This window comes from Moraxella marmotae (assembly GCF_042219885.1).
Lineage (GTDB): Bacteria > Pseudomonadota > Gammaproteobacteria > Pseudomonadales > Moraxellaceae > Moraxella > Moraxella marmotae.
This window is the reverse complement of record NZ_JBHJHR010000002.1, coordinates 281562-307090: the sequence shown is the minus strand read 5'-3', so window position 1 is coordinate 307090 and position 25529 is coordinate 281562. Positions and strand designations below refer to the sequence as shown.

At 46.0% G+C, this 25529-nt stretch carries 27 protein-coding genes; 21 read left to right on the top strand and 6 right to left on the bottom strand.

The features are described from left to right. Window positions 1-41: 41 nt before the first annotated feature. Complete coding sequence (locus ACFBZI_RS01610) at window positions 42-1451, bottom strand: ATP-binding protein (RefSeq protein ID WP_375716286.1); 1410 nt, start codon at window positions 1449-1451, stop codon at window positions 42-44. 229 nt (window positions 1452-1680) lie between these two features. Here ACFBZI_RS01610 and rpsP point away from each other — a divergent pair, with 229 nt between their 5' ends. The 4 genes from rpsP (at window position 1681) to rplS (ending at window position 3985) form a co-directional block, all read left to right on the top strand. Next, entirely contained in the window at window positions 1681-1929 is a 249-nt protein-coding gene (gene rpsP, locus ACFBZI_RS01605; protein WP_375714721.1) for a 30S ribosomal protein S16, read from the top strand. A 99-nt stretch (window positions 1930-2028) separates the two neighbouring features. After that, entirely contained in the window at window positions 2029-2589 is a 561-nt protein-coding gene (gene rimM / locus ACFBZI_RS01600) for a ribosome maturation factor RimM (RefSeq protein WP_375714720.1), read from the top strand. A gap of 123 nt (window positions 2590-2712) precedes the next feature. After that, entirely contained in the window at window positions 2713-3465 is a 753-nt protein-coding gene (gene trmD / locus ACFBZI_RS01595) for a tRNA (guanosine(37)-N1)-methyltransferase TrmD (protein WP_375714719.1), read from the top strand. A gap of 148 nt (window positions 3466-3613) precedes the next feature. Continuing rightward, on the top strand, window positions 3614-3985 hold the full coding sequence (gene rplS / locus ACFBZI_RS01590; RefSeq protein ID WP_375714718.1) for a 50S ribosomal protein L19: 372 nt from the start codon (window positions 3614-3616) through the stop codon (window positions 3983-3985). 148 nt (window positions 3986-4133) lie between these two features. Here rplS and ACFBZI_RS01585 read toward each other — a convergent pair whose 3' ends face one another. Then, the gene (locus ACFBZI_RS01585) at window positions 4134-6359 is read right to left on the bottom strand and encodes an NADP-dependent isocitrate dehydrogenase (RefSeq protein ID WP_375714717.1); all 2226 of its coding nucleotides are present in this window, start codon (window positions 6357-6359) and stop codon (window positions 4134-4136) included. A gap of 155 nt (window positions 6360-6514) precedes the next feature. Here ACFBZI_RS01585 and ACFBZI_RS01580 point away from each other — a divergent pair, with 155 nt between their 5' ends. The 8 genes from ACFBZI_RS01580 (at window position 6515) to ACFBZI_RS01545 (ending at window position 12737) form a co-directional block, all read left to right on the top strand. Next, a complete protein-coding gene (locus ACFBZI_RS01580) occupies window positions 6515-6700 on the top strand; it encodes a hypothetical protein (RefSeq protein WP_375714716.1) in 186 nt (61 codons plus the stop codon). A gap of 308 nt (window positions 6701-7008) precedes the next feature. After that, complete coding sequence (gene tsaD / locus ACFBZI_RS01575; RefSeq protein WP_375714715.1) at window positions 7009-8055, top strand: tRNA (adenosine(37)-N6)-threonylcarbamoyltransferase complex transferase subunit TsaD; 1047 nt, start codon at window positions 7009-7011, stop codon at window positions 8053-8055. Continuing rightward, window positions 8052-8675, top strand: coding sequence for a 2'-5' RNA ligase family protein (locus ACFBZI_RS01570; RefSeq protein ID WP_375714714.1), 624 nt, complete (start codon window positions 8052-8054; stop codon window positions 8673-8675). The genes tsaD and ACFBZI_RS01570 overlap by 4 nt, the downstream gene beginning before the upstream one ends. An 89-nt stretch (window positions 8676-8764) precedes the next feature. Then, window positions 8765-9280 carry a bifunctional adenosylcobinamide kinase/adenosylcobinamide-phosphate guanylyltransferase gene (gene cobU / locus ACFBZI_RS01565; RefSeq protein ID WP_375714713.1) on the top strand — a complete coding sequence of 172 codons (516 nt, stop codon included), beginning with the start codon at window positions 8765-8767 and terminating at the stop codon, window positions 9278-9280. Window positions 9281-9381: 101 nt separating this feature from the next. After that, window positions 9382-10425, top strand: coding sequence for a nicotinate-nucleotide--dimethylbenzimidazole phosphoribosyltransferase (gene cobT, locus ACFBZI_RS01560; RefSeq protein ID WP_375714712.1), 1044 nt, complete (start codon window positions 9382-9384; stop codon window positions 10423-10425). Then, window positions 10422-11012 (top strand): histidine phosphatase family protein, encoded by a 591-nt coding sequence (locus ACFBZI_RS01555; RefSeq protein ID WP_375714711.1) that lies wholly within the window; start codon window positions 10422-10424, stop codon window positions 11010-11012. The genes cobT and ACFBZI_RS01555 overlap by 4 nt, the downstream gene beginning before the upstream one ends. Next, window positions 11009-11752, top strand: coding sequence for an adenosylcobinamide-GDP ribazoletransferase (gene cobS, locus ACFBZI_RS01550; RefSeq protein WP_375714710.1), 744 nt, complete (start codon window positions 11009-11011; stop codon window positions 11750-11752). The genes ACFBZI_RS01555 and cobS overlap by 4 nt, the downstream gene beginning before the upstream one ends. Before the next feature lie 121 nt (window positions 11753-11873). Continuing rightward, window positions 11874-12737, top strand: a complete 864-nt coding sequence (locus ACFBZI_RS01545) for an FkbM family methyltransferase (protein WP_375714709.1) — start codon at window positions 11874-11876, stop codon at window positions 12735-12737. Between the two features lie 130 nt (window positions 12738-12867). Here the strand turns inward: ACFBZI_RS01545 and ACFBZI_RS01540 are convergent, their stop codons facing one another. Further along, a complete protein-coding gene (locus tag ACFBZI_RS01540; RefSeq protein WP_375714708.1) occupies window positions 12868-13755 on the bottom strand; it encodes a LysR family transcriptional regulator in 888 nt (295 codons plus the stop codon). Window positions 13756-14058: 303 nt separating this feature from the next. Here ACFBZI_RS01540 and metE point away from each other — a divergent pair, with 303 nt between their 5' ends. Next, the gene (gene metE / locus ACFBZI_RS01535; protein ID WP_375714707.1) at window positions 14059-16311 is read left to right on the top strand and encodes a 5-methyltetrahydropteroyltriglutamate--homocysteine S-methyltransferase; all 2253 of its coding nucleotides are present in this window, start codon (window positions 14059-14061) and stop codon (window positions 16309-16311) included. Window positions 16312-16821: 510 nt separating this feature from the next. Beyond that, complete coding sequence (locus tag ACFBZI_RS01530) at window positions 16822-17454, top strand: DedA family protein (RefSeq protein ID WP_375716285.1); 633 nt, start codon at window positions 16822-16824, stop codon at window positions 17452-17454. Between the two features lie 209 nt (window positions 17455-17663). On the opposite strand, the gene ACFBZI_RS01525 is transcribed toward ACFBZI_RS01530, so the two are convergent. Beyond that, window positions 17664-18038, bottom strand: coding sequence for an outer membrane protein assembly factor BamE (locus ACFBZI_RS01525; protein ID WP_375714706.1), 375 nt, complete (start codon window positions 18036-18038; stop codon window positions 17664-17666). 279 nt (window positions 18039-18317) lie between these two features. Between ACFBZI_RS01525 and fur the strand changes: the two genes are divergently transcribed. Continuing rightward, window positions 18318-18758: a ferric iron uptake transcriptional regulator gene (fur, locus tag ACFBZI_RS01520; protein ID WP_375714705.1), complete on the top strand. Its 441-nt coding sequence runs from the start codon at window positions 18318-18320 to the stop codon at window positions 18756-18758. 100 nt (window positions 18759-18858) lie between these two features. On the opposite strand, the gene ACFBZI_RS01515 is transcribed toward fur, so the two are convergent. After that, a complete protein-coding gene (locus ACFBZI_RS01515) occupies window positions 18859-19920 on the bottom strand; it encodes a type IV pilus twitching motility protein PilT (protein WP_375714704.1) in 1062 nt (353 codons plus the stop codon). 158 nt (window positions 19921-20078) lie between these two features. Between ACFBZI_RS01515 and ACFBZI_RS01510 the strand changes: the two genes are divergently transcribed. The 6 genes from ACFBZI_RS01510 to ACFBZI_RS01485 all read left to right on the top strand — a co-directional run bounded on the left by ACFBZI_RS01510 (window position 20079) and on the right by ACFBZI_RS01485 (window position 23536). Next, window positions 20079-20765 (top strand): YggS family pyridoxal phosphate-dependent enzyme, encoded by a 687-nt coding sequence (locus ACFBZI_RS01510; protein WP_375714703.1) that lies wholly within the window; start codon window positions 20079-20081, stop codon window positions 20763-20765. Continuing rightward, on the top strand, window positions 20758-21270 hold the full coding sequence (locus tag ACFBZI_RS01505; protein WP_375714702.1) for a hypothetical protein: 513 nt from the start codon (window positions 20758-20760) through the stop codon (window positions 21268-21270). The genes ACFBZI_RS01510 and ACFBZI_RS01505 overlap by 8 nt, the downstream gene beginning before the upstream one ends. Window positions 21271-21427: 157 nt before the next feature. Continuing rightward, window positions 21428-22660, top strand: coding sequence for an NnrS family protein (locus ACFBZI_RS01500; protein WP_375714701.1), 1233 nt, complete (start codon window positions 21428-21430; stop codon window positions 22658-22660). A 200-nt stretch (window positions 22661-22860) separates the two neighbouring features. Continuing rightward, window positions 22861-23109: a type II toxin-antitoxin system Phd/YefM family antitoxin gene (locus ACFBZI_RS01495; protein WP_375714700.1), complete on the top strand. Its 249-nt coding sequence runs from the start codon at window positions 22861-22863 to the stop codon at window positions 23107-23109. Beyond that, window positions 23109-23294, top strand: coding sequence for a PIN domain-containing protein (locus ACFBZI_RS01490; RefSeq protein ID WP_375714699.1), 186 nt, complete (start codon window positions 23109-23111; stop codon window positions 23292-23294). The genes ACFBZI_RS01495 and ACFBZI_RS01490 overlap by 1 nt, the downstream gene beginning before the upstream one ends. Before the next feature lie 20 nt (window positions 23295-23314). Next, window positions 23315-23536: a PIN domain-containing protein gene (locus tag ACFBZI_RS01485; RefSeq protein WP_375714698.1), complete on the top strand. Its 222-nt coding sequence runs from the start codon at window positions 23315-23317 to the stop codon at window positions 23534-23536. A gap of 120 nt (window positions 23537-23656) precedes the next feature. Here the strand turns inward: ACFBZI_RS01485 and ACFBZI_RS01480 are convergent, their stop codons facing one another. Next, window positions 23657-25348: an NAD+ synthase gene (locus ACFBZI_RS01480; protein WP_375714697.1), complete on the bottom strand. Its 1692-nt coding sequence runs from the start codon at window positions 25346-25348 to the stop codon at window positions 23657-23659. Window positions 25349-25529: the final 181 nt, after the last annotated feature.

Below are 25529 nucleotides of genomic sequence, written 5' to 3'. Positions count from 1 at the left end.
TTATAATCCGATTGGCGGTGATTATTTATGATAACAATCGCTTAGGGTGTATCATCGCTGTCATCATCGCCCAAAGTGTCGGCAATTTGTGTCATCAGTGGAATTTTGACGCAGACTTGCAGACCGCCATCCGAGTGGTTGCTGGCTTCAACTTCCCCTTGGTGTAGATGAGCGATGCGACTAACAATGGCTAGCCCAAGCCCACTGCCTTGGGTGGTGCGTGCCGATTCGCCACGTTCAAAGGGCTGTAAGATGCGTTCAAGCTGATCATCGGCAACGCCTTCACCTTCGTCTTTGACGCACAGCACCAAAGTCGGATATGGTTGGGTATTGTCATCGGCTGTCTCATCACAGGCAGGCAAAATCTCTGCCATCAGATGAATTGGCTGCTTGCCATAGCGAATGGCATTATTGACCAAATTGACAATCAAACGCTTGATGGACAAAGGACGCACTGGCACTTGCTGGGTGAAATTGGATTCATAAATAAACCGCACATCGGCAAATTGCACCATAATTTCCTTAAAAATGGCGTCCAAATTGGTCGGCTTAACAGGTTCATCAGAGCCATCTTTCATAAATGAAATGAACTGCTCCAAAATGGCGTCCATGTCTTCGATATCATAAACCAAACCTTCTCGAAAAAACTCATCAGGCAGCATCTCGGCGGTCAGACGCATGCGTGTCAGCGGTGTACGCAGGTCATGGCTGATGCCAGCAAGCATGATGGTGCGTTCTTTTTGAGCTTGGTTGAGCGTGGTAAATAGGCGATTAAAGGCGGTATTTACCTTGCGAATCTCATTGGGGCCAGTCTGGGTGGGTAAAGTAGTGGCGTGTCCTTGGGTGATATAATCGTTGGCGGCACGCTCCAATTTTTTGAGTGGTCGATTGAGTCCACGCACCAGCACCCAAATGGTAAAAATCGTCAAAAGCGGAATGCCAAACAAAAAACCAACCAGCACCCCTGTGCTGTATTGAGAATAATGCCGCATCGGTTCTCGTATCCAAATGTCTGGATAGGCACTGTCGTGAATCCAAAGTTTTGGCGTGGGTTTGAATTTGAAATACACTTCAACTTCTCGCCCCAGCGAATCGGAAATTTCTTTTGCCATAATTTTGGTCAGATGTGTTACCAGTGGCTTGTCGGCGACATCAGGAAATTGCTTGGGATCGCTGACAATATCAATGTGTGTATTGCTTTTTAGCCATTGCGTGAATTGGGGATCGTCATGCCACTTGGTCTGAGCGGAAGTCAGCAGGGTAATCTCACTGGACAGATAATTGGCATGGCTTTTTAGCTCAGGCAAATACAGACTACGCCAAAATAGCCAAATTGACAGGGTTACACTGATAAGCACAATAAAACACACCATGATTAAGGTTTGTAGCGTATTTGAATACAGTTTGTATTGCAGCTTAGAAAATAAATTTTGCAAGGCTTTGGGCATCATCGGTCTCGCTGGTCTTTTGATTGTCATTTTAGCACAGCTTTTGTTGGGGTTTTGAAGTAATTTTTGTAAAAAAGTCATTTTTTGCTTTAAAGATGGAAAAATTCTTGCTATAATTACGGTTTTAGTGGTTCAGGTTCGTACGGCTCATCCTCAACTTATCGAATCTGTATCATGCTCTAATTCTTGCAAATTGATTTTTTAGATTTTTTACTTTATTAAGAGAGTTATCATGGTAGTTATTCGTCTAGCCCGTGGCGGTTCAAAAAAGCGTCCATTCTATCAAGTTGTTGTTGCTGACAAGCGTGCAGCTCGTGACGGTCGTTTTATCGAAAAAATCGGCTTTTTTAACCCAATGGCTCGTGGTCAAGAAGTTGAAACTCGCATCGACCTAGAAGCTTATAACGCTTGGGTTGCTAAAGGTGCACAGCCAACTGAGCGTGTGGCATCACTTGTAAAAGCATTGAACAAAGCCGCTTAATCGCTGCTTTATTAGCACGGTTTGCACTCTTGTTGGGTGTAAACCGTTTTCTGCTATCAGTATTTGCGAAATTTTTAAGCATTTATTTTAGAAGTATTCATGCGTACACATCAGCCAAATCTCAATCCCAAATCGCCTGCCGCAGAGTCCGAGCTTGTCAAAATTGCCACGCTCAAAAAACCCTATGGCATCAAAGGCTGGCTGTGGGTTTTTAGCCAAACGGATAACCGTGCGGACATTTTTGAGATGAAACCATGGTGGATAAAAACCGCAACTGGCTTTAAGCCTTTGACCGTCAAACAATGGCGTCATCAAGGGCAAGGCTTGGTGGCTTGTTTTGAAGAAATTGCCGATCGCAATGCTGCCGAACTGATGAATGGCACGGGCGTTTGGGTGAGCAAAGACAGCTTTCCTGAACTTAACGAAGATGAATACTACTGGTCGGATTTGATCGGGCTTTCGGTGGTTAATGAAGAAGGCGAAAAACTTGGACAAATCAAAGAAATGTTCGAAACAGGCGCTCATGAAATCATCTCGCTTAAGCCAACGGCGGACAGCATTGATAATGAAGAACGCTTGATACCGTGGCATCGTGATATTGTGCTGGCGGTTGATTTGGCCAATAAAACCATGCGTGTGGCATGGGGTGCAGATTACTGATAGGCAATGGGCTTGTTTTACTAGATTTTTGTTGTTGGTGTTGTTAGGCTAAGCCAGTAAAATTGCCAGACAGCCAGACAATAATCTTGCAGATAATAATTTTAAATTTTGGGATAATGGTCGGTGTTTTTTGCGGTTATCAGTATCTTGCCTGAGATGTTCTGTGCCATCAAAGAGTATGGCGTGGTTGGGCGAGCTGTCAAAAACCAACAAGTGCAGATACGGCTGATCAACCCAAGGGATTTTACCCAAGACAACTATCGCCGCATTGATGAGCGTCCTTTTGGTGGTGGTCCGGGCATGGTGATGATGGCCGAGCCACTGAAGAAGGCCATTTTGCACGCCAAGGCGATGGCGGCAGATGCTGGCTGCAATGTCGATGCTGGCAAATGTCCAGTGATTTATTTATCGCCACAAGGTGAGACTTTAAGCGAGTCTGTGGTCGCCCAAATGCCAAAACTTGACGGCATGATATTGTTGTGCGGTCGCTATGAAGGCATCGATGAGCGACTGATTGCCCGCTATGTCGATGGGGAGATTTCCATCGGTGATTATGTTTTGACAGGTGGTGAGCTGCCTGCGATGGTGCTGATGGATAGTGTGATTCGCCGCTTGCCCAATGTGATGGGCGATGATTTGTCGGCCGAGCAGGACTCTTTTGTTGATGGCCTATTGGATTGTCCGCATTACACCAAACCGATTGATTTTTATGGCGATAAAGTGCCGCCTGTACTGCTGTCAGGGCATCATGCCAATATCGCCAAATGGCGTTTTTTGCAGCAGGTGAAACGCACTAAGGCACGCCGCCCAGCATTGTGGCAGGCATTTGTGCCGAACAAACAGCAAGCCAAGTGGCTCAAAGACTTGGAAGATTAACTCAAAAGTTTTATTAATAACCTGTGTGGTTCAGGTGCAGCGTGCATTGTGATGATGCCGCTTTATTAAAGCATGGTATGCGACTTTTTAGCCACGGCATTTTGCCAAAAAGTTTTTAGCCTATGCCATCATTATCAGGAGAAATCTTGTGAGCAACAAACATCCTTTAGTACAAGTTGTTGAAAATGCACAACTAAAAAACCACCCATCTTTTGCACCGGGCGACACTGTTGTCGTGCAAGTAAAAGTTCGTGAAGGCGACCGTGAGCGTCTGCAGGCTTTTGAAGGTGTGGTTATTGCCAAACGCAACCGTGGTCTAAACTCAGCATTCACCGTGCGTAAAATCTCAAGCGGTGTTGGTGTTGAGCGTGCATTCCAACTACATTCACCGCTAATCGCCAGCATCGAAGTGAAGCGTCGTGGTGATGTGCGTCGTGCCAAGTTGTACTACTTGCGTGATCGTTCAGGTAAATCTGCACGCATCAAAGAAAAATTGGGTGCCCGCAAAGACGCAGAATAATCTGCCATTTGCCAAAACCGATTTATCAAACCAAGCCTTATTTTGGGCTTGGTTTTTTTTGTTGCCAATTTTTTAAAAAAAATTAAGCATAAAAAAAATGGCTCATTGATAAACAACGAGCCATTTTGGTAGTAGGGACGATTACTTATCAGTTTAGCAATTCAAGTGCTTGATTAAGTGTCGCACTTGGACGCATTGCCGCTGATGCTTTATCAAAACTTGGGGCATAGTAACCGCCGATGTCAGTTGCTTGACCTTGGGCTTGATTCAGCTCTTCGACAATTTTGCTTTCGTTATCACTCAATGCTTTGGCGACGGCGGCAAATTGTTCGGCAATTTGAGCATCTTTATCTTGTGTTGCCAGCTCTTGAGCCCAGTAATTGGCCAGGTAGAAATGGCTGCCACGGTTGTCAAGCTCGCCTACTTTGCGTTTTGGTGATTTGTCGTTTAGTAGCAGTTTTTCGGTCGCACGATCCAGCGTTTCTGCCAAGATTTGTGCTTTGGTGTTGCCTGTGGTTTGTGCTAAATGCTCAAACGATACCGCCAATGCCAAAAATTCGCCCAAGCTGTCCCAACGCAGATGGTTTTCTTCGTTGAACTGCTGTACATGTTTTGGGGCAGAGCCGCCAGCACCTGTTTCAAACATGCCGCCGCCGTTCATCAATGGCACGATAGACAGCATTTTGGCAGAAGTGCCAAGCTCTAGGATTGGGAATAGGTCGGTGTTGTAATCACGCAGCACATTGCCTGTTACCGAGATGGTGTCTAGGCCATCTTTCATGCGTTTTAGGCTGGCTAGACAAGCGTCGGCAGGGGTTAGGATTTGAATATCTAAGCCATCAGTATCCAGCTCGGCAAGGTATTGATTGACTTTGTTAATCAGCTGGGCATCGTGGGCGCGTTTTTGATCAAGCCAGAAAATGGCTGGTGTGTTGCTTAGGCGAGCACGATTGACCGCCAATTGTACCCAGTCTTTGACAGGAGCGTCTTTGGTTTGGCAAGCACGCCAAATGTCGCCAGCTTCGACAGTGTGTGAAGTCAGCACATTGCCTTTATCGTCAATGATTTCGACTTTACCATCAGCAGTGATTTCAAAGGTCTTGTCGTGTGAGCCGTATTCTTCGGCTTTTTGAGCCATCAAGCCGACATTTGGCACGCTGCCCATGGTTGTTGGGTCAAAAGCACCATTTTCACGGCAAAAATCAATCACAGTTTGATAAACATAAGCATAGCTGCTGTCAGGAATGACCGCTTTGGTGTCTTGGGCGTTGCCGTTTTTGTCCCACATGCGGCCAGAGTTGCGAATCATCGCTGGCATAGACGCATCGACAATCACATCGCTTGGCACATGCAAGTTGGTGATGCCTTTGTCGCTATCAACCATGGCAATGTCAGGATTGGCGGCATAAGCATCGGCGATGGCTTTTTCGACACCAGCACGAGTATCGGCATCGAGTTTGTCTAGGTTGGCAAGTAGGTTGCCAAAGCCGTTATTGACATCAACGCCAGCGGCTGCCAATTGTTCGCCATATTGCTCAAATACTGGGGCAAAAAATACCTTGACCGCATGACCAAAAATCACAGGGTCAGACACTTTCATCATGGTGGCTTTCATGTGCAGTGAGAACAGCACGCCTTTGGCTTTGGCATCGGCGATTTGCTCTGCCAAGAATGCCAACAGGGCTTTTTTGCTCATATAAGTGGCATCGATGATTTCGCCTGCTTTTAGTACCAATGGTTTGCGTAGCTGGGTTTGGTTGCCTTGATTGTCGGTAAATACAAACGACACGGTGGTTGCATCAGCGACAGTTTTTGATTGTTCGTTAGCAAAAAAATCACCGCTTTGCATGGTGGCAACATGCGATTTGCTGTCTTTGCTCCACGCACCCATGCTGTGTGGGTATTTTTTGGCGAAGTTTTTGACGGCATTTGGTGCACGGCGGTCAGAGTTGCCTTCACGCAAAACTGGGTTTACTGCACTGCCTTTGATTTTGTCATAACGCTTTTGAATGTCTTTTTCTTCGTCAGTTTGTGGGTTGCTTGGGTATTCTGGCAGTTGGTAGCCTTGGGCTTGCAGCTCTTTGATGGCGGCCAGTAGCTGTGGCACTGAAGCACTGATGTTTGGCAATTTGATGATATTGGCTTCAGGCTTAGTAACCAGCTCGGCAAGCTCTGCCAAAGCGTCAGTCACACGCTGCTCTGGGGTCAAAAATTCTGGAAAAGCTGCCAAAATACGGCCTGCCAAAGAAATATCACTGGTGACAAAATCAATATCGGCAGTTTTGCCAAAGGCTTGAATGATGGGAAGTAAAGAATAAGTTGCTAATGCTGGGGCTTCGTCAGTGTGGGTATAGACAATGGTAGATTTGCTCATACGGACTCCTAATTGAGTTTGTTATCAATTTTCATAAATGCGGCGGTATTATGCCATACTTTCCTTGTTTTGCATACTTGCAAAGTGGGTTATGGCATTTAATTTATTGTAAAAAATCATCAAATCATCAGATTATTTTAACATTTTAAATAAAAATGCCATATCAGCATACTTGGCGAGCCAAATTTGAAACATTGACCGACGCCCAAGATGCTTATCAAAGTGCCAAATATCAACAGCAGGCAATGCTTTTGAGCGAAAATTGCACGCAAAAACGCAGACACTTTGGTAGATTACAACTGTACTACTTTATTGAGACAATCTCAAATATCAAATATTAATGATTTTAAGTTTATCATAAATATAATAAATGATTGGCAATTTTTTGGTCATCAACCAATGATGATTGCAATAAATCAAAGACAGCTTTTGATAAAATTAATTAAAATTCATTGATCTGGTTTTGGCAAGTGTTAAAAACACAACGGCGGCGTAGGCAGTCAATCTGCTTGGCAAATTTGCCCAAATCCGCCGTGCTGACAGGCAAGCTGTGCTATAATAAAGCACATCGATTGACAAAATTAAAGATTAAAGGTTAAAGGTTAAAGATTGGCAAAATTAAAATTGCCATCAGTTTGGGAAAATTTTTATGAAAGTATTGGGTCTTGAAACTTCGTGTGATGAAACGGGACTTGCCATCTATGACAGCACCCTAAATAATCACCAAGGTGGCGTGCTGGCACAGGTGTTATACAGTCAGATTGAGCTGCATGCCACTTATGGCGGTGTCGTGCCAGAGCTTGCCAGTCGTGATCACATTCGCAAATTGGTGCCATTATTTCGTGAGCTGCTACAAAAAGCTGGCATTGACAAATCGCAAATTGATGCGGTGGCGTACACCAAAGGCCCGGGGCTGATCGGGGCTTTGATGACAGGGGCGTTATTTGGGCGGACGCTGGCGTATGGGCTGGGCGTGCCTGCCATTGGCGTGCATCATATGGAAGGACATCTGCTAGCACCGCTATTGGCCAATGACAATCCGCCAGATTTTCCGTTTGTGTGCTTACTGGTTTCAGGTGGTCATACCATGCTGGTGCAAGCTGACGGCGTGGGCGATTATACGATATTGGGCGAGTCCATCGATGATGCGGTGGGTGAGTGCTTTGATAAAGCTGCCAAAATGCTCAATCTGCCTTATCCGGGTGGCCCCAATGTTGAGCGATTGGCAAAACATGGCAACTGCCACGCTTTTGAGCTGCCACGCCCAATGCTGCATAAGGGTCTGGATTTTTCGTTCAGTGGCATGAAAACAGCGGTGCATAATCTGATTAAAGACACGCCAAACAGCGATTGTGATGACGCTGTGCGTGCTGACATTGCCGCCAGTTTTCAGTATGCCGTCGTTGATACTTTGGTCAAAAAATGCACCAAAGCACTCAAGCAAACCAACCTAAAACAACTGGTCATCGCTGGCGGTGTCTCAGCAAACCAAGCTCTGCGAGCGGCATTGGCGACAGAATTGTCCAAAATCGGTGCGTCCGTGTATTATGCACCAACCGAGCTTTGTACGGACAATGGAGCGATGATTGCTTATGCTGGCTTTTGTCGCTTGCAGGCAGGGCAATCTGATGGCTTGGCGGTCAGCTGCGTGCCAAGATGGGACATGACCACACTGGGAATTGATGCCACGGCATGAGATTTGACCCCAAAACGCCTGTGTTGGCGTTGGATGAGTTTCAGGATTATCCAAGCTGGCACAAGGGGCGGTGGCATTATGTGGTTTGGTATATTGAGATTGTTGGCGATAATGTGTTATCTTATTGCAAACAGATGCAAAGTCAATTTGCCCAAATCCTGCATGACGGCTATCGGCGGCAGTTTCATATCACGCTGTTTGTCAATGGTTTTTTGGCAGATGCACCGATTTATGATGACGATTGCACGCTGGCACAAATTGCCAAGCAAGCCCAAGCGATACAGCGGCTAAAACTGCCAGCATTTGAGCTTGGCGTTAAAGGCGTTGATGGTTTTAGCAGCAGTTTGTTTTTGGCGATTGATGATTGGGCGGATAATTTGAGCCGCATTCGCCAAGCCTTGGGCGGTATTAAGAGCGAGATTGCTCCAGATAACTACTGTCCGCACATTACTTTGGGCTTTTATCGCCAAGGCATAACCAGCCATCAGGTGCTGACGATGATACAAAATATCCCTTGTCCGCCGCAGCGTTTTTGGGTCAATCAAATCACTGTGGGGCATTATCAAGCCGATAAGCTGCAAGGTGAGCTGACACCGATACAACGGATTGATTTATTTTAATATAATTAATTTATATGATTAATTTTTGATAATAAATTTATCATTGAAATTGATTTTTAAGTATCTAAAAAACTATTTGGATAATTGCGATGCTTTATTTTGTTCTTGGCGGTGCTCGCTCTGGCAAATCTCGCCACGCCCAACAGCTTGCCGCCCAAGCCGAAACGGCTGGCAAGCAGGTGATTTATGTTGCCACTGCCACCGCTAGCGATGACGAGATGGCAGAAAGAATTAAGCACCATCAGCACAATCGCCCAAGCCATTGGCAGGTGGTTGAAGAGCCGCTTGACTTGGCGGGTGTTTTGAGCCGATACGGCGACGATTGCGTGATTTTGGTGGATTGTTTGACGCTTTGGCTATCTAATCTACTGGGTTTGCCAGATGAGAGCCAATTTGCACAGCACCGCCAAGCGTTTATCCAAGCACTGACGACAAGCCGTGCCGATGTCGTTTTGGTCAGCAATGAAACTGGCTTGGGCATCGTGCCAATGGGGCAACTGACACGGCAATTTGTCGATGAAAGTGGGTTTTTGCACCAACAAATCGCACAGCTGGCCGATCAAGTGGTGTTTTGTGTCGCTGGCTTGCCGATGGTGCTAAAGTGATGGCCAGTCTTACAAAGATTTTTGCTGATTTTAGCCAATTTTAACTTAATAAAATCAATCAACTTAAAAAACTTTATCATAGTTATCAACAATAGGACGAGATGATGTGGTATTTAGATGCGATCAAACCCATTGACCAAAACGCACGCACCGCTGCCAGCGTACGCCAAAACCAACTGACCAAGCCGACAGGCTCGCTGGGACAGATGGAGTCGGTGGTGCTGGCTTTGGCAGGTATGCAAGGCAAGGATAAGCCTGTGGCAAATCGGCTGTATGTGTGTACTTTTGCTGGCGATCACGGCATCGCAAGCCTTGGCGTGTCTGCTTATCCACAAGAAGTAACACGGCAAATGCTGTACAATTTTGCCACAGGTGGGGCGTGCATCAGTGTGATGGCTCGCCATTATGGAGCGACTTCACAGGTTATCGATTGTGGGACTTTGGGCGACGCTTATGAATGCGTGGGCGTGGAGCAGTATCCTGTTGCCCCAAGCACTCAAAATTTCCTAAAAGCCCCAGCGATGAGCCATGAGCAGTGCTTGCAGGCGTTAGACATTGGCAAAATGAGCGTCGAGCAAGCGGTACAGCAAGGGGCAGATATTTATATCGCAGGCGAGATGGGCATTGGCAATACTACCGCATCATCGGCTCTGGCAGGTTTGTTATTGGGTGAGCGAGCGGACGGCTTGACAGGCTTAGGCACTGGCGTTGATGATAAGACTTTTACGTTCAAAAAACAAGTCATTGACCAAGCCATTGATTTGTATCAAGATAAAAACGATCCCTTGGTTTATTTGCAATCGGTGGCAGGCTTTGAGATGGTGGCGATGGTGGGGGCATATCTGCGAGCGGCACAGCTGGGTTTGCCTGTGATTGTGGGCGGTTTTATTTCGGCGGTTTGTGCTTTGTGTGCCACACGCATCAACCCTGATGTGCGTGAATACATGCTGTTTTCGCACAAATCGGCAGAATACGGCAACCAAAAAGTCCTAGATGCGATGAATGCCGTGCCGCTCATTGATTTGGGATTGCGTCTAGGCGAAGGCACAGGGGCAACCACAGCGTTTGGTATCATTCAGCTGGCGTGCGTGGTGCATGCACAAATGGCGACCTTTGGCGAAGCTGGCGTGACGGACAAATCATGATTTTATCCTGCTTGCGACATGGTGAAACCGAGCTTTTGACCCAAGGCATGATACTGCGTGGCAAAACGGACGACGCCTTGACAGACAAAGGCTGGCAGCAGATGCTTGACGGTTTTAATCAAGGCATACAAGCGAATGCATGGCAGGCGATTGTCACTTCGCCGCTTAGCCGCTGTGCCGATTTTTCCCATGCTCAGGCGGATAAATATCAGTTGCCGATGGTGGTTATAGACGGCTTGCAAGAGATGGATTTTGGCGATTGGGAAGGTCAATTCACCGCCGATTTGTATGCCAAATACCCTGAGCAGCTGGCGGCATGGTGGCAAAAACCCACGCAATTCACCCCAAATCGTGGCGAATCCATCATGCAGTTTGCCAGACGCATCGATGATGCTTTGGTGCAGATTGACACGCTTTGTCAAACGCACGCTTGGGACAATCTTTGTGTCATCACACATGGCGGCGTGATAAAATACCTGTATCTGCTGGCGTTAAATTTGCCCTTAGATGAGATTTTGTCGCAGCCAGTCGAACTTGGCGAGATTCACCGCTTTATTTATCAACAAGGCAAATTGTTACGACCATGAACCGTATTTTAATGCCATTTTTGATTGCTGTGCAGTTTTTGACCATTTTGCCCATCACCTTGCCAGTCGTACCCAGTCGTGATCAAAACGCCAAATCCTTGCTGTTTCACCCTTTGATTGGTCTGGCAATCGGTGGGGTGCTGTATCTTTTGGCGATGAGTCATTTGCCGATAATGCTCGCCAGTGCGGCGGTGGTGGCGATGTGGGCATGGCTGACTGGTGGGCTGCATTTGGACGGCTTGGCGGACACTACCGATGCTTGGGTGGGTGGCTTTGGCGATCGTGAGCGGACACTTACCATCATGAAAGACACGCACACAGGGGCGATGGGCGTGATTGCCATTGTGGTGATTGTGCTGCTCAAATTTGCAGCGGTTTATAGTTTGATTGAGCAGCAGCAAATGGCGGTGCTGATTTTTGCCCCCATGCTCGGTCGGCTGTCGGTGCTGATGATGTTTGTCAGCACGCCGTATGTTCGCTCTGGTGGTATCGGTTCAGCGTTTGGCGATGTCGCTTGGCAGCCTTTGGTGGCGGTGATTTTGCTGTATTTGATGGGTCTTTGGCTGCTGCCTGTCAAGCTGGCGTTGGGGCTTGGCTTGGGGCTGGTGCTGACAGTGGCGTTTTTGCGGTACATTTTTGTCAAGCGAATTGGCGGCATCACAGGCGACACTTTGGGAGCTGGGATTGAGCTGGTTGAGATGATGAGCGTGATTTTAGCGGTGATTTTGGGCGTTGTGTAGCTGCTCGTTGATTTGTTATTAAAATGTATCACCATCACCGCTGATATTGCCAATTCTCAAAAATTGTCTATAATAACTCAATTAAAATAATTCAATAATTTTGAGCCGATTTGGGCAATTTATGAAAACAACGCTGCACAACTTACGCCATGGTTTATTTAGCTTAATCGAAGGCGATTTTATCAGTAATTATGGCAGAATCTATGGCGAGTGGTCAGAGCTTGAAGTCAGATTTTTTCAATCAATCCTAACGGCTACCGACAATGTCATCGAAGTTGGCTCAAATATCGGCATGCACGCCGTGCCGATTGCTAAGCATCTGACGCAGGGTCGGTTGTTTTGTTTTGAGCCGCAGCGGATTATTTTTCAACAATTGTGCTGCAACCTTGCCCTAAATCAGCTGACCAATGTCCACGCTTATCACACAGGCGTGAGCGACAGCCAAGGCAGCACGCAGGTGCAATCCAGCGACTATACGACCCAGTGGAATTATGGTGCGTTTTCGATTAACAAGGGTTATTCGACCGAGTTTGAGTTTACTGGCGATGTTCATCACGAAAATTTAAATTTGATTGATCTAGACAGCCACCCAGATTTGGCAAATTTACCAGCGTTAAAATTGCTCAAGATTGATGCCGAAGGCTTTGATAAAAATGTGTTACAGGGGGGGGTTCGGCTGATTAATCGGCTAAAACCGATTATCTTTGTCGAAGCTCACCCACATCACAGCGATGAACTGTTGTCGTATTTTGACAGCTTAGATTATCAGTGCTATTGGTTCATTTCGCATCGCTATCAGCCAGATAATTTCTGCGACAGCCCTGAATTTGCAGATTTTTCGGGTCTTGATGCTAATTTTGTCTGCTATCACCGCTCCAACCTTGAAGCCGTGCCAAGCTACCTAGCGCCAGTTCAGCCATTATCAACTTATCCCAAAAATGAGCAAGGCGATTCGCTCTTGCCGTTAATTATTAATATTGATTGATTGTGTTAAGTAGTAAAACCTAAATTTACAACAAGCAATTTTACACCAACGCCAATCACAAAAGCAAAAATAAAAAGCAAACCTTGTAGCACAGCGGTTTGCTTTTTTGTTAATTTGGGCTTTGGGCGGTTTAGGGTTTTTTGATGTCTTTTAATAAGCCCAAAAATCCTTGCATATAGTCAAGCCCAGCATCACTGGCACGAATGGCGGCATACAGCTGACAATGCACGCCTGCCCCCAGTGGGCGAGAGACCACCCAGCCTTTGCGTTCGTATTCTAGCACCACCCAATCAGGCAATGCCGCCACGCCACGCTCACTGGCGACCAGCTGAATGAGCATGGCGGTCAGCTCAGTGGTGCGAATGCGAGCAGGGGTGATGCCACTTGGGGCTAAGAATTTGGCGATGATGTCAAGGCGGCTTTCTTCGACAGGATAGGCAATGAGCGTCTGATCTGCCAAGTCTTCAGCGGCGATAAATTCACCGCTTGCCAAGCGATGAGCAGGCGACAGCACCAGCCGACTTTCGTAGGTAAACAGCGGCAAATAATGAATGCCAGCAATCGGCAAATCACTGGCGGTGATGAGCAAATCAATCTCATTGTCTATCAGCATCTGATGCGGCTCTGGGTCAAAGCCTGTGGCAAAATCCAGCTCAACATCGCTATATTGTCCACGATAGACATTCAAAATCGGCATCAGCCAATCAAAGCAGCTGTGGCACTCACTGGCAAGCCGAAGCCTGCCTGCTTGCCCGTGTGCCAGCCGCTTGATTTCGGCTTTTGAGCGTGCCACCTGCGGCAAGATGCTATCGGCAAGCTCAAGCACCACAAGCCCTGCTGGCGTAAAGCTCACTGGCCGTGTGCGGCGATTGACCAGTGTGATGTTATAATAACTCTCAAGCTCTTTTAGTTGATGGCTGATCGCAGAAGCGGTCAAATTTAGCTCATCGGCGGTGCTGGCCAGTGAGCCGTGGCGTCTTAGCGTACTGAGCATTTGTAAATGGCGAATTTCTAACATGGCAATATCTGATTAAAATTTTTCATCATTTTATCATATAATAAAAATATATTCATGTTAAAACGGCAATTTGTCAGGAATTTGCTTATTTTTTGTGCAATTTTGTTATAAAGTTGTGCAGTTTTTGCTCAATATCAAATAAAATTCATCTTATAATGAAAAACTTGATTTTTATTCAAGGTAATTTTGGGTTAAGATATGCAACATCAAAATTATTCATTATTTTATTATTTTGATGAATTAAATTCACCTAAAAACTGCATTTAAATTTTTAAGTTGTAACCTGAAATAAGGAAAAATGCTATGACAACGACCAGCCACATTTTGGGCTATCCCCGCATTGGCGACCGCCGCCAAACCAAATTTGCCCTAGAAAAATACTGGAAAGGCAAACAAGACAAAGCCGAAACGCTTGCACAGATTGAAGCGGTATTTACAACCAATATCCAAGATCAGATTGACGCAGGTCTTGATGTGATTACCACTGGTGATTTTGCACATTATGACTTGGTTTTGACTTTGGCGACAGCTTTGGGCGTTGTACCGCCACGCTTTGCTGGTGCTGAGACTTTGGATACTTTTGACCGTCAGTTCTACTTTGCTCGTGGCCGTGATAACACAGGCAAATTTGCTGATACTGCAGCTTGGCAGATGACCAAATGGTTTGACACCAACTATCACTACCTAGTGCCAGAGCTTGCCAAAGATCAAGATTTTGCCAATACAGATTTTAGCCAAATCATCAAGCAAGTCAATGATGCCAAAGCGATTTTGGACAAAAATGGCGTCAATAAGCCACTAAAAGTGGTTTTGGTTGGCCCAGTTAGCTTCCTATATTTGGCAACCAGCGAAAATGACGACAAAACCGCTCATTTGGACAAACTTATCCCTGCGTACAGCCAATTGTTGGCGACATTGGGCGAGCTTGGCGTAGAATACGCTCAGTTAGACGAGCCGATTTTGAGCCTAGACTTGGACGGCACTTGGCAGCAAGCGTTTGAGCGTGCTTATAGCACCTTGCAGCGTATTCCGCCAAAAATCATCGTTGCCAGCTATTTTGACACTCTGGGCAATAATATCAACACAGCGTGCAACCTACCAGTGGCAGGCATTCACATTGATATCACTCGTGCCAAGTCGCCAAAACAATACGCCCAGCAAGTGATTGATCAATTGCCAACGCACAAAATTCTATCAATCGGTGTGGTCGATGGTCGCAGCGTCTGGACGACTGACCAAGCGGCAGCGGCAGAGATTTTGGGCGAAAGCTATGCCAAGCTTGGTGAGCGTCTGTGGGTAGGCTCAGGCTCAAGCCTGCTGCATCTGCCAGTCGATGTTAGCCTTGAAAATGTGCCAGCGGCTTTGGTTGGTAAACTTGCCTTTGCTAAACAAAAATTGAGCGAAGTGGTAACTTGTGCCAAACTTGCCACAGGCGAAATCCAAGCCGACACCAATGCTGTTGCTTTGAATCTGACTGCACCGACATCAGCTGCCAAGGCTCGTGATGGTGAATTTGTTGAGCGTTATGCCGCCCAGCAAGATAAGCTGAATTTGCCACTGTTCCCAACCACGACCATCGGCTCATTCCCACAAACCATCGAAATCCGCAAGGCTCGCAGCCAGTGGAACAAAGGCGAGCTGTCTGATGCCGATTATGAAAACGCCATGAAAGCAGAAATCCGCCGTTCGGTTGATGAGCAAGAAAAACTTGGCTTAGATGTCTTTGTTCATGGTGAAGCTGAGCGTACCGACATGGTTGAATACTTCGCCAAGTATATGGAAGGCTTCTGGGTATCGGCAAATGGCTGGGTACAAAGCTACGGCACTCGCTGCGTGCGTCCGCCGATTGTTGTTGGCGATATCAGCCGCCCAACAGCGATGACCGTTGAATGGATCAATTATGCCCAAAGCCTAACCAACAAGCCAATGAAAGGCATGCTGACTGGCCCTGTAACGATTCTAAACTGGTCATTTGCACCAAGCGACACGGCAACTCGAGACATTCTACGCCTACAAATTGCCGAAGCCATCAACCAAGAAGTTGGTGACTTGCAAGACGCTGGCGTGGCGATTATCCAGATTGACGAGCCAGCATTCCGTGAAGGCTTGCCACTAAAAACAGCCGATCAGCTGCACTACTGGCAACAAGCGGTCAATGCCTTTAAGCATTCATGCTCAATCGCTCACAAGACCACACAAATCCACACGCACATGTGCTATTCATCATTCCATGACTGCTTGGCACACATCAGTGCGATGGACGCCGATGTGATCACCATCGAAACTGCACGCTCAGGCTTGCAGCTGCTAGATGCCTTCAAAGGCGACGGTTATCACAACGCCATTGGTCCGGGTGTGTACGATATTCACTCACCACGCACCCCAAGCAGCGAAAATATGCAAGTGGTTATCGATGAAGCGGTGAAATACATTCCAGCAGAACGCCTATGGGTAAACCCAGACTGCGGTCTAAAAACTCGCAACTGGGAAGAAACTGTGGCAGCATTGGCGAACATGATTGAGATGACCAAAAAAGTACGTCAGCAATACGCCTAATCTTTGGGCAAATTGCAGCAAGATTGGCAAAAGGCGGCTTGATTGATGATTGGTGTTATCAGTCAAGCCAGCCAAAGCCCAATCTGGCAAACCATAATTGACAAACTTTAAGGAAAATCTGATGTGTGATGCTTGTAATGTCCACGATGACGATGAATTTGATTATGAAGATGATGAACAGCCATCAGAGCAATCATCAGCACAATAATCATTGACAATCGTCAAAAACTGTCAAAACGCAGTGGCAACACTGCCAAAATAAAAGCCGTCCATTGTCTTTGTTGATAGTGGCGGTTTTTTGTGCGGTGGGATTAAGATTTTTATAATAAAAAATTACCTTTTATGAGCAAAATTTCTGCTAACATATGTTGCTTTTATTGCATTTTTACATTTGATTAAATTGCGTTTGATTAAATTCGGCTTAATTTGTAAGTTTTAAATTGTTGTTTTGATTTTAATTTTAATAACAGTTATTTTGATAATATTTGGCGGGTTGTGATGGATATTGTGATGCAGCTGATGAGCTTTGTTTTGCACATTGATCAGCATTTGGCGGAATTTTTAAAAGATTATGGCATGTGGATTTATGCCATTTTGTTTTTGATTATTTTTGTAGAAACTGGCTTGGTGGTGATGCCATTTTTGCCGGGCGACAGTTTGTTATTTGCCGCTGGAGCGTTGGCGGCATTTACAGGCGAGCTAAACCCAGCGTTATTGATTGGGCTATTATTTGTGGCGGCGGTGCTTGGCGATACGCTCAATTATCACATTGGCAGGCATTTGGGCAGTAAGATTTTTGAGATGGATTCACGCTGGATCAATCAGCAGCACCTAAAAAACACCCAAGATTTTTTTGCCAAGCATGGCGGCAAGACCATCATTTTTGCCAGATTTTTGCCATTTGCTCGCACTTTTGCCCCATTTGTGGCAGGGGCAGGCAAGATGGATTACCGCTATTTTATCAGCTATAACATCATTGGCGGTTTTTGTTGGATTGCGTCTTTTGTGCTGCTTGGGTATTTTTTTGGCAATCAGCCTGTGATGAAAGAAAATTTCACTTATGTGATTTTTGGTATCATTATTTTTAGCGTACTGCCAGTGGTGATTGGCTTTATTCGCAGCAAACTTAAAAAATCCAAATAAGATAATTTAAATATTTACCAATTTACCAATTCATCACAATCTGCCCAATGGTTGGTTGTTTCGATGGATTGTTGTGATAGGTTGTTTGGCAAATGATTCACCAATTGCTAACAATCACCAATAATTGCCAAAACGCCAAAAATACAAAAACCGCTTTTGATTGATGCCAAAAGCGGTTTCATTGTTTGGTAATTTATCAAAATCCGTGATTAATGGCGTGTCGGCGGTAGGCTGTCGATGCCATCAATGCGTACCACTTGCCCTTGATTGTCAAAATACACGCTCAAATATTGCGAAGCATTTTTGACATTGGCCTTTTTCTTGCGTTTGCCTTCCGTGCCAGCGGTGTAGTCATAAATATAATCCCAGCGGTTTGGAGCCAGCGTGTCTTTTAGGGCAGGCGAGCCAAGCAAATACAGCACTTGGTTGGCATTCATGCCAATTTGCACTCGCTGGGCTTGCTCAACCGATAGCGGCGTGCCTTGTGGCAAATCGATGGTGTACACACGAAAAACGCTGCAGCCTGACAACGCCAATGCCGCAACCAAGCCCAAACTTGCTAATTTTAAAGTCGATTTTTTCATTATCATTCCCAACAACAAATCTTCTGCACCATATTAAACATAAGTTAGCGATTATGCAAGTGTCTTTTGGTTTTGGCGGTGGCTTTTTGCACTGGCTTGCTTTGACTTGCCCTGATTTTTTGCTTTTTTGTTGCATTTTGCAATATTTTGTAATGCTTTGTGATGATTGGATAAACTTATCGCAATGTTTTGGTCTGCTGTGATGATTTTTGGGTGCAAGATGGCGATTTTTGTGGTAAATTATCAACTATGTATAAGACAATATTGGGGTTTTAAATTATGGCATTTACAAATAAAGATTTGCGAAAAGCAGGACTGAAAGTTACGCTACCACGCATTAAGATTTTAGAATTACTGGAGAATGCCGAGCATCACCACATGAGTGCCGAAGATGTCTATCGTGCGTTGGCAGAGCAGGGCGAAGATGTCGGCTTGGCGACGGTGTACCGTGTTTTGACGCAGTTTGAGCAAGCAGGCATCGTTGAGCGTCATAATTTTGAGAATAATTTGTCGGTTTTTGAAATCGTCCAAGAAGAGCATCACGATCATTTGGTGTGTGATGTTTGCGGTAAGATTGTCGAGTTTCGTAATACCGTTATCGAAGATGAGCAGTTCAAGGTTGCCCAAGAGCATAACTTTAAGCTGTCAGGGCATTCTTTGGTGCTATACGGCGTGTGCGATAGCGACGAATGCCAAAAAACCAACGCCGAATCCAAATGATTTTTGTCATCGGTCAGCGGTATGATAATAACCAAAAACAAGCCCAGCGTTAGACTGGGTTTGTTTTTTTATTGGCCGTAAAAATGGCAATTTATAACAATCAAAATTGCAAGGCTTGGGCGTATTCTTTGGCGGTATCACGGCTGATTTTGCCTTGAGATAACAGTTTGTCAAGATGATAATCTAGGCTTATCATGCCTTGCTCGATGCCTGTTTGGATAACAGACGGCAGCTGTGCCAATTTATTTTCACGAATCAAATTTGCCACCGCAGGCGTGTGCAGCAGTATCTCAAACACCGCCACACGGCCGCCTGTGGTAGCTGGCAAAAGCCTTTGGGCGACAATCGCTTGTAGCGAATCGGCCAGCATGGTGCGGATTAGGTGCTTTTCGTGGCTATCAAAAACATCAACGATGCGATCGATGCTTTTTGGGGCGTTCATGGTATGCAGTGTCGCCAAAACCAAATGCCCAGTTTCGGCAGCACGCAACGCCAGACGAATGGTTTGCAAATCTCGCAATTCACCAACCAAAATCACATCAGGATCTTCACGCAGTGCCGAGCGTAACGCCTGCTCAAAACTTGTGGTATCAGCACCGACTTGCCGCTGATTAATCAAAGACAATTGGCATTCATGCACAAATTCAATGGGATCTTCGATGGTCAAAATGTGCGATTTTTTGTGCCGATTGATGTGATTGATAATCGCCGCCAAAGTGGTGGATTTGCCTGAGCCTGTCGCCCCAGTTACCAATACCAGCCCTGATTTTAGCTTGGCGATGGCGTGCAGGCTGTGTAAAATCGTGGCATCAGTACACAGCTCATCTAGGCTTGCAATGCGACTGGGTATTGTGCGAAATACCGCTGCCGCCCCTTTGTGCGTAAAAAAGGCATTGACACGAAACCGCACCGCCACCCCCTGAAGGCTGACACTGATGGCAAAATCATGTTCTTTTGTGGTCTGCCATATCTCAAAATCCGCCGCCGTCATCACCGAGCGTAACATCTGGCTGATGCCATCGCTATGAATATTAGCAATGCCAACGGGCATCAGCTCACCATCAAGCCGCAGCATCACAGGGCTGCCAGCCGACAGGTGCAAATCTGACGCACCTTTGGCATGGCTAAAACTCAACAAATCCAGCAAATTTGGCACGCTCATCGCATTTTCCTAATTTTTCTAAGTTTTACATTTGCCAATTATTAAAGCAAATTGCCAGCATTTTCTCAAGTCATCGCCCAAAATATGCTACAATTTGGTCAGATTTTCTTATTTATATTTCGTGTTTATTTGCGACAAATCTAATTTGGGGTGTTGTTATGGATTTTGATAAAAATTTACTCATTGCCAATTATCAAGCGGTCAAGCAGCAGTTGGACACCGCCAATCATGTGGCAAATCGCACGCAGCCTGCCAGTTTGCTTGCGGTATCAAAGACCAAGCCTGCGGCGATGATTGCGGCTTTGTTTGAGCTGGGTCAGCGAGATTTTGGCGAAAATTATCTGCAAGAAGCCTTGGGCAAAATGGGTGAGCTTGGCGATTTGCCGATTGTGTGGCATTACATTGGCAGCATTCAGCGGAACAAGACCAAAGACATTGCCAAGCATTTTGACTGGGTGCATACGCTGGAGCGTGATATTATCGCCAAACGGCTGAATGAGCAGCGTGCAGGCTTGCCGCCGTTGAATGTGTTGATACAGGTCAATATTGATGATGAAGACAGCAAATCTGGCTGCCAGCCCCAAGATGTGCCAGCGTTGATTGATGCTATTTTGGCGTGCGATAATTTGCGTTTGCGGGGCTTGATGGTCATTCCTAGTAAAGATGGCAGCGATGCCTTTGTGCGTACCAAGGCGTTGTTTGATGAGATGGCGGCACGCTATCAGCTGCCCAGCTGGGACAGTATCAGCATGGGCATGAGCGGCGATATGGCAGCGGCGGTAACGCATGGCTCAACGATGGTGCGTGTCGGCACGGCAATTTTTGGCAGCAGAAACTATGATTGATTCAAATAATCGCTGGCAAAAGGTGGATCGGGATACCGCCAGTAGGCACCCTTTGTGGAAATCATGGGCTTTTATCCGTGCATTTATGATTATTCAGATGGTTGCTGCACTACAACAAGTGTATTTGTGCTATCTAGAACTTGCTGCAGAGCTGGCTGACACTGGCATGACGGTTGGCTTGGGGGCGTACATTGCTTTTTGGGTGGTATTTTACATTATGGAATTTATCGTGCTGATTTATTTGTATCGGCTGCGACACCCAAAAATGATTGAGCGATATTTGTTGGTATTATGGCTGATGCTGCTGATGAATGTCGTGGCTGATTCTGCTTATTTGGGCTATTTGACGACTTTGGATTATGTCATTGATTGGCAAGCATTGTGGGACGAAGGCAAAAGAGAGATTATCGCAAAAGCAATTTGGAGCATGATTTTGTTAGCCTATGCCGATACCAGCCGAACTTATCGCTTGCAATATCGCCTTGAAATTGACCGCTCGGCTTGATTGTGGCAGTTTTATCATTATCCGCCAAATTTTAATAGATATATTTAAAATATATCTTTATAATAGAGCAATGAATGACAGCGGATAATTATCCAGCCATTAATCATAAATTATTAATAAACAGTTAAATTAATTTAATTAATATAAGGCAAAAACCATGCTGATTAATATCGCCAAACCTGACAAATCTCCCCATCCAGTGCTAAATCTCGGCTTTCGTGTGTTTTTCTTAAGTTCGGCAGCCTTTGCTGTCATCACGATGCTGGCATGGCATTTGGTGTTGATGGGGCGGATAAATTTTCATCTGATGACAATCCCCAATTATTGGCATGGGCATGAGATGCTGTTTGGCTATGCCTGTGCGGTGATTGCTGGTTTTTTATTGACGGCGGTCAAGGCGTGGACAGGCGTGCCGATGCCTGTGGGCTGGCGATTGTTTGCGATATTTTTGCCGTGGCTTGTCGCCCGGGTGTTGTGGCTTGTCGCTCCGATGGCATCTGGCGGTGCGGTGCTGCTCGTGCTGGCTTGGGTCGCTGATGTGCTGTTTTGGCTGCTGACGACATTTGCAGTAACAAGGGCGGTGCTGATTGTCCGCCAAAAGCGTCAAATTGGTATCGTTGCCAAATTGATTCTGCTGCTGATTTGCCAGCTTGCGTTTGGCGTGGGTGTGCTGATGGGTTGTCAAACTGTTCAGCAGCTGTCGCTGTATGTGGCGTTGTTTTTGATTGTGGGTGTGGTGTTTACCATCGGCCGCCGTGTTTTGCCGTTTTTTATCGAAAAAGGCATATCGGTCAATAACGATGGCACGCCCAGCGGTGTTCAGGTCAAGCTTGCCAATTCAGCACTGCTGGATAAAGCGTCTTTGTTTGGTTTTTTTGGCTTGATGGTGGTGTATTTGGCGTATCCTAAGCCGATTTTGGTGAGTTTGCTGGCGGTGCTTGTCGCTTTGGTGAATGTTGTACGCTTGGTGTACTGGTATCATCGTGGCATTTGGCAAAAACCACTGCTGTGGTCGCTGTATCTGTCATTTTGGGGCATGGTGCTGTCGCTGCTACTCATTGCCATACTGCCGTGGATAGACGCTAATCCAAGTCTGGGCGTGCATTCGCTGGCATTAACCGCCATTGGCATGACGACGGTGGCGATGATGGCTCGTGTGTCGCTGGGGCATACAGGGCGAAATATCCATCAGCCGCCCAAGTTGGTGTCTGTGATGTTTGTGCTGATGATTGCCAGCTTTGTTCTGCGTGTGTTGGCTCCGCTGTTTTTTGACAATTATCTGGGTTTGATTGCCGCATCGCAAGGGTGCTGGATTGTGTGTTTTGTGCTGTTTTTGGTAGCTTATACACGCATTTTGCTCTCGCCTAGGGTTGATGGGTTGATGGGGTGATTTTGGCTGAGCTTGGTTGTGTTGATATTTGCCATCAATCGCCTTAAAAGCACCTTAAAAACCACGCAAATCTTATCAGGATTGATTTGTGTGGTTTTTCTTTTTATAGTGATTTGTGATAAAAATATAGCAAAAAACAGCACATTGCCACAAAATTTGCTATGATAAGACCATAAAACAGGACATATTAGGAAAATTACATGACAACTGTCAGCATATCCAAACTTAAGAAAAATCCCACCGCCATCATTCATCAAGCTCAAACGCAAGCGGTCACTGTGTTAAACCACAACAAGCCAACCGCCTATTTGGTGTCTGTGGCAGAGTATGAAGCATTGACTGGAAAGACACGACTGGGATCAAGTATTGCCAAACGCTTTGCTGATGCGGCAGATGATGACTTTGTGCCGCCTGCACGCACCGATGCCAGCAGAATGGGCGGTTTTTGATGTATCTGCTTGATACTAATATATTGTCCGAATTGATGCGACCCAATCCCAGTTTGGTTGTGGTTGACTGGTTGGATAATTACAGTCCTTTATTTATCAGCAGCATCACCCAAGCTGAGCTATTGACTGGGGCGTTGTTGATGGCAGATGGTAAGAAAAAAATTGCATTATTTACGCTTGATTGATGAGATGTTGCAGGTGGATTTTGCCAATCGTATTTTGGCTTTTGATGGTGATTGTGCTTATCAATGTGCCAAACGCCAAACGCCAAACGCCAAACGCCAAACGCCAAACGCACGGCAGAATTATCCATTTGGTAGATGCTCAGATTGCCAGCATTGCACTGGTGTATGAGCTGGTTTTGGTAACACGCAATACCAAAGATTTTGTTATGATTGATGGTTTGCAGGCGGTTAATCCTTTTTAAACTTACCAATTTTAAAATTACCAATCAACCACAACCAAAATACCCAAGTACAAACAAGCCAGCAAAAACAAAGCCCATCATCACGATGAGCTTTGTTTTTATGCCAATTTTACGATTAAATCAGCCCTTGATTGACCAGCCATTGACCAATGGATAGCGACGTTCACGGCCAAAGGATTTTTTGGTAATCTTCGTACCGATGGCTCCTTGGCGGCGTTTGTATTCGGCACGATCGACCATTGACAGCACTTTTTCGACAGTGGCTGGCTCAAATCCTGCCGCCACGATGGCTTTATAGCCCAAATCTTCGTCAATGTACATTCGCAAGATACTGTCCAGTGTCCCATAATCGCCCAAGCTGTCTTGGTCTTTTTGGTTCGGACGCAGCTCAGCACTTGGCGGACGAGTGATGACACGCTCAGGAATGACAGGATTGTCTTCAAGGCGGTTGCGGTAATTTGCCAAGCGATAAACATCAGTTTTATAGACATCTTTTAGCACATCAAAGCCACCGACCATATCGCCATACAGCGTAGAGTAGCCGACAGCATTTTCTGATTTGTTGCCTGTTGAGATGACCATATGTCCAAATTTATTGGACAAAGCCATCAAAATCGTGCCACGAGCTCGAGCTTGTAGGTTTTCTTCGGTAACATCAGGCTCACTATTGGCAAGTAGCGGCGACAGTGCCGAACGCAGACCAGCGACCGCATCGTGAATTGGGCAGACGGTGTAGGACACATTCAGCCGTGCCGCTTGAGCTTCGGCATCGTCTAGGCTGATTTGGGCGGTGTATTCATATGGCATCATCACCGCATAGACACGATCCGAGCCGAGTGCATCGACAGCGATGGCCAGCGTCAAAGCACTGTCAATACCGCCAGACAAGCCGACAATCACGCCCTTAAATCCTGAGCGATTGACATAATCACGCAAGCCAACAACCAAGGCTTGATACATCTCTGATTCTTCAGACAGCACAAGCGGCGGTTTGACTTGATTATCAAAGGCTTTGGTGGCAACATCGTATTGTGCCATCAGCAGTTGATTTAAAAATCTTGAACCTTCGTGGGCAATCTCGCCATCAGCCTGCATAATCAATGAGCCACCATCAAAGACGATATCGTCTTGAGCGCCGACCGTATTGACATAGATAATCGGCAGCTGGTGCGTGGCGGATTGTTTGGCAAGTAGGGCTTTGCGTTCGGCTTGTTTGCCAATCTCAAACGGCGATGCGTTAATCACCACGACCAAATCAGCCCCTTCTTGTTTAAGCGATTTGATGGGGGCGTCATGCCAAATATCTTCGCAAATCAATAGGCCAATGGTTGCACCTTTGTAGTCAAACAGGACTTGGTTGCGGCCTTTTTGAAAATAGCGGCGTTCGTCAAAGATGCCATAATTTGGCAAATGCTGCTTATGATAAAAACCTTTTTGGCTGCCGCCTTGTAAGATTGCCGCCGAGTTAAAAGTGCCGTGATGGTCAATGTGCGGATAACCCAGGATAATCACAATGCCTTCAATTTCGGCAAGTTTTGCCATGGCATCACGCACTCGCTCGCCCAAAGTAGGACGCAGCAGCAAATCTTCTGGCGGATAACCCACCAACGACAATTCAGGAAAAACGACAATGTCAGCACCACGATTTTTGGCATCAATCGCCAAAGCGTGCATTTTTTTGACATTGCCGGCAATATCACCCACCCAAAAATTGGTCTGAATCAGTGCAAAAGTGATTTTGCCAACCGCAGATTCGGTGGTGTGCAAGCTGGTTTCGGTGCTGCTTGGTGCAGCTGTTTTCGTTTTTGGCATTTTTTATCCTATTTGTTTTGGCAACTCATGCATCATGCTAAGTGCTTTGTAATACATCAAAAAAGCATCAAAATCACAGCCAAACGCTGGGCAGATACTTGGCGAAAATTTGCGTTTGCCAAAATCCTGACAAACTTTCCATTAGTATAGCATAAACCCCCGCACTTTGTGATATAGTAAT

Excerpts from the sequence above, each read along its gene's own strand:
- ACFBZI_RS01610 (WP_375716286.1), bottom strand. The coding sequence starts at position 1,451 with ATGATGCCCAAAGCCTTGCAAAATTTATTTTCTAAGCTGCAATACAAA.
- rpsP (WP_375714721.1), top strand. The coding sequence starts at position 1,681 with ATGGTAGTTATTCGTCTAGCCCGTGGCGGTTCAAAAAAGCGTCCATTC.
- rimM (WP_375714720.1), top strand. The coding sequence starts at position 2,029 with ATGCGTACACATCAGCCAAATCTCAATCCCAAATCGCCTGCCGCAGAG.
- ACFBZI_RS01585 (WP_375714717.1), bottom strand. The coding sequence starts at position 6,359 with ATGAGCAAATCTACCATTGTCTATACCCACACTGACGAAGCCCCAGCA.
- ACFBZI_RS01580 (WP_375714716.1), top strand. The coding sequence starts at position 6,515 with ATGCCATATCAGCATACTTGGCGAGCCAAATTTGAAACATTGACCGAC.
- tsaD (WP_375714715.1), top strand. The coding sequence starts at position 7,009 with ATGAAAGTATTGGGTCTTGAAACTTCGTGTGATGAAACGGGACTTGCC.
- ACFBZI_RS01570 (WP_375714714.1), top strand. The coding sequence starts at position 8,052 with ATGAGATTTGACCCCAAAACGCCTGTGTTGGCGTTGGATGAGTTTCAG.
- cobU (WP_375714713.1), top strand. The coding sequence starts at position 8,765 with ATGCTTTATTTTGTTCTTGGCGGTGCTCGCTCTGGCAAATCTCGCCAC.
- cobT (WP_375714712.1), top strand. The coding sequence starts at position 9,382 with ATGATGTGGTATTTAGATGCGATCAAACCCATTGACCAAAACGCACGC.
- ACFBZI_RS01555 (WP_375714711.1), top strand. The coding sequence starts at position 10,422 with ATGATTTTATCCTGCTTGCGACATGGTGAAACCGAGCTTTTGACCCAA.
- cobS (WP_375714710.1), top strand. The coding sequence starts at position 11,009 with ATGAACCGTATTTTAATGCCATTTTTGATTGCTGTGCAGTTTTTGACC.
- ACFBZI_RS01545 (WP_375714709.1), top strand. The coding sequence starts at position 11,874 with ATGAAAACAACGCTGCACAACTTACGCCATGGTTTATTTAGCTTAATC.
- ACFBZI_RS01540 (WP_375714708.1), bottom strand. The coding sequence starts at position 13,755 with ATGTTAGAAATTCGCCATTTACAAATGCTCAGTACGCTAAGACGCCAC.
- metE (WP_375714707.1), top strand. The coding sequence starts at position 14,059 with ATGACAACGACCAGCCACATTTTGGGCTATCCCCGCATTGGCGACCGC.
- ACFBZI_RS01530 (WP_375716285.1), top strand. The coding sequence starts at position 16,822 with ATGCAGCTGATGAGCTTTGTTTTGCACATTGATCAGCATTTGGCGGAA.
- ACFBZI_RS01525 (WP_375714706.1), bottom strand. The coding sequence starts at position 18,038 with ATGAAAAAATCGACTTTAAAATTAGCAAGTTTGGGCTTGGTTGCGGCA.
- fur (WP_375714705.1), top strand. The coding sequence starts at position 18,318 with ATGGCATTTACAAATAAAGATTTGCGAAAAGCAGGACTGAAAGTTACG.
- ACFBZI_RS01515 (WP_375714704.1), bottom strand. The coding sequence starts at position 19,920 with ATGAGCGTGCCAAATTTGCTGGATTTGTTGAGTTTTAGCCATGCCAAA.
- ACFBZI_RS01510 (WP_375714703.1), top strand. The coding sequence starts at position 20,079 with ATGGATTTTGATAAAAATTTACTCATTGCCAATTATCAAGCGGTCAAG.
- ACFBZI_RS01505 (WP_375714702.1), top strand. The coding sequence starts at position 20,758 with ATGATTGATTCAAATAATCGCTGGCAAAAGGTGGATCGGGATACCGCC.
- ACFBZI_RS01500 (WP_375714701.1), top strand. The coding sequence starts at position 21,428 with ATGCTGATTAATATCGCCAAACCTGACAAATCTCCCCATCCAGTGCTA.
- ACFBZI_RS01495 (WP_375714700.1), top strand. The coding sequence starts at position 22,861 with ATGACAACTGTCAGCATATCCAAACTTAAGAAAAATCCCACCGCCATC.
- ACFBZI_RS01490 (WP_375714699.1), top strand. The coding sequence starts at position 23,109 with ATGTATCTGCTTGATACTAATATATTGTCCGAATTGATGCGACCCAAT.
- ACFBZI_RS01480 (WP_375714697.1), bottom strand. The coding sequence starts at position 25,348 with ATGCCAAAAACGAAAACAGCTGCACCAAGCAGCACCGAAACCAGCTTG.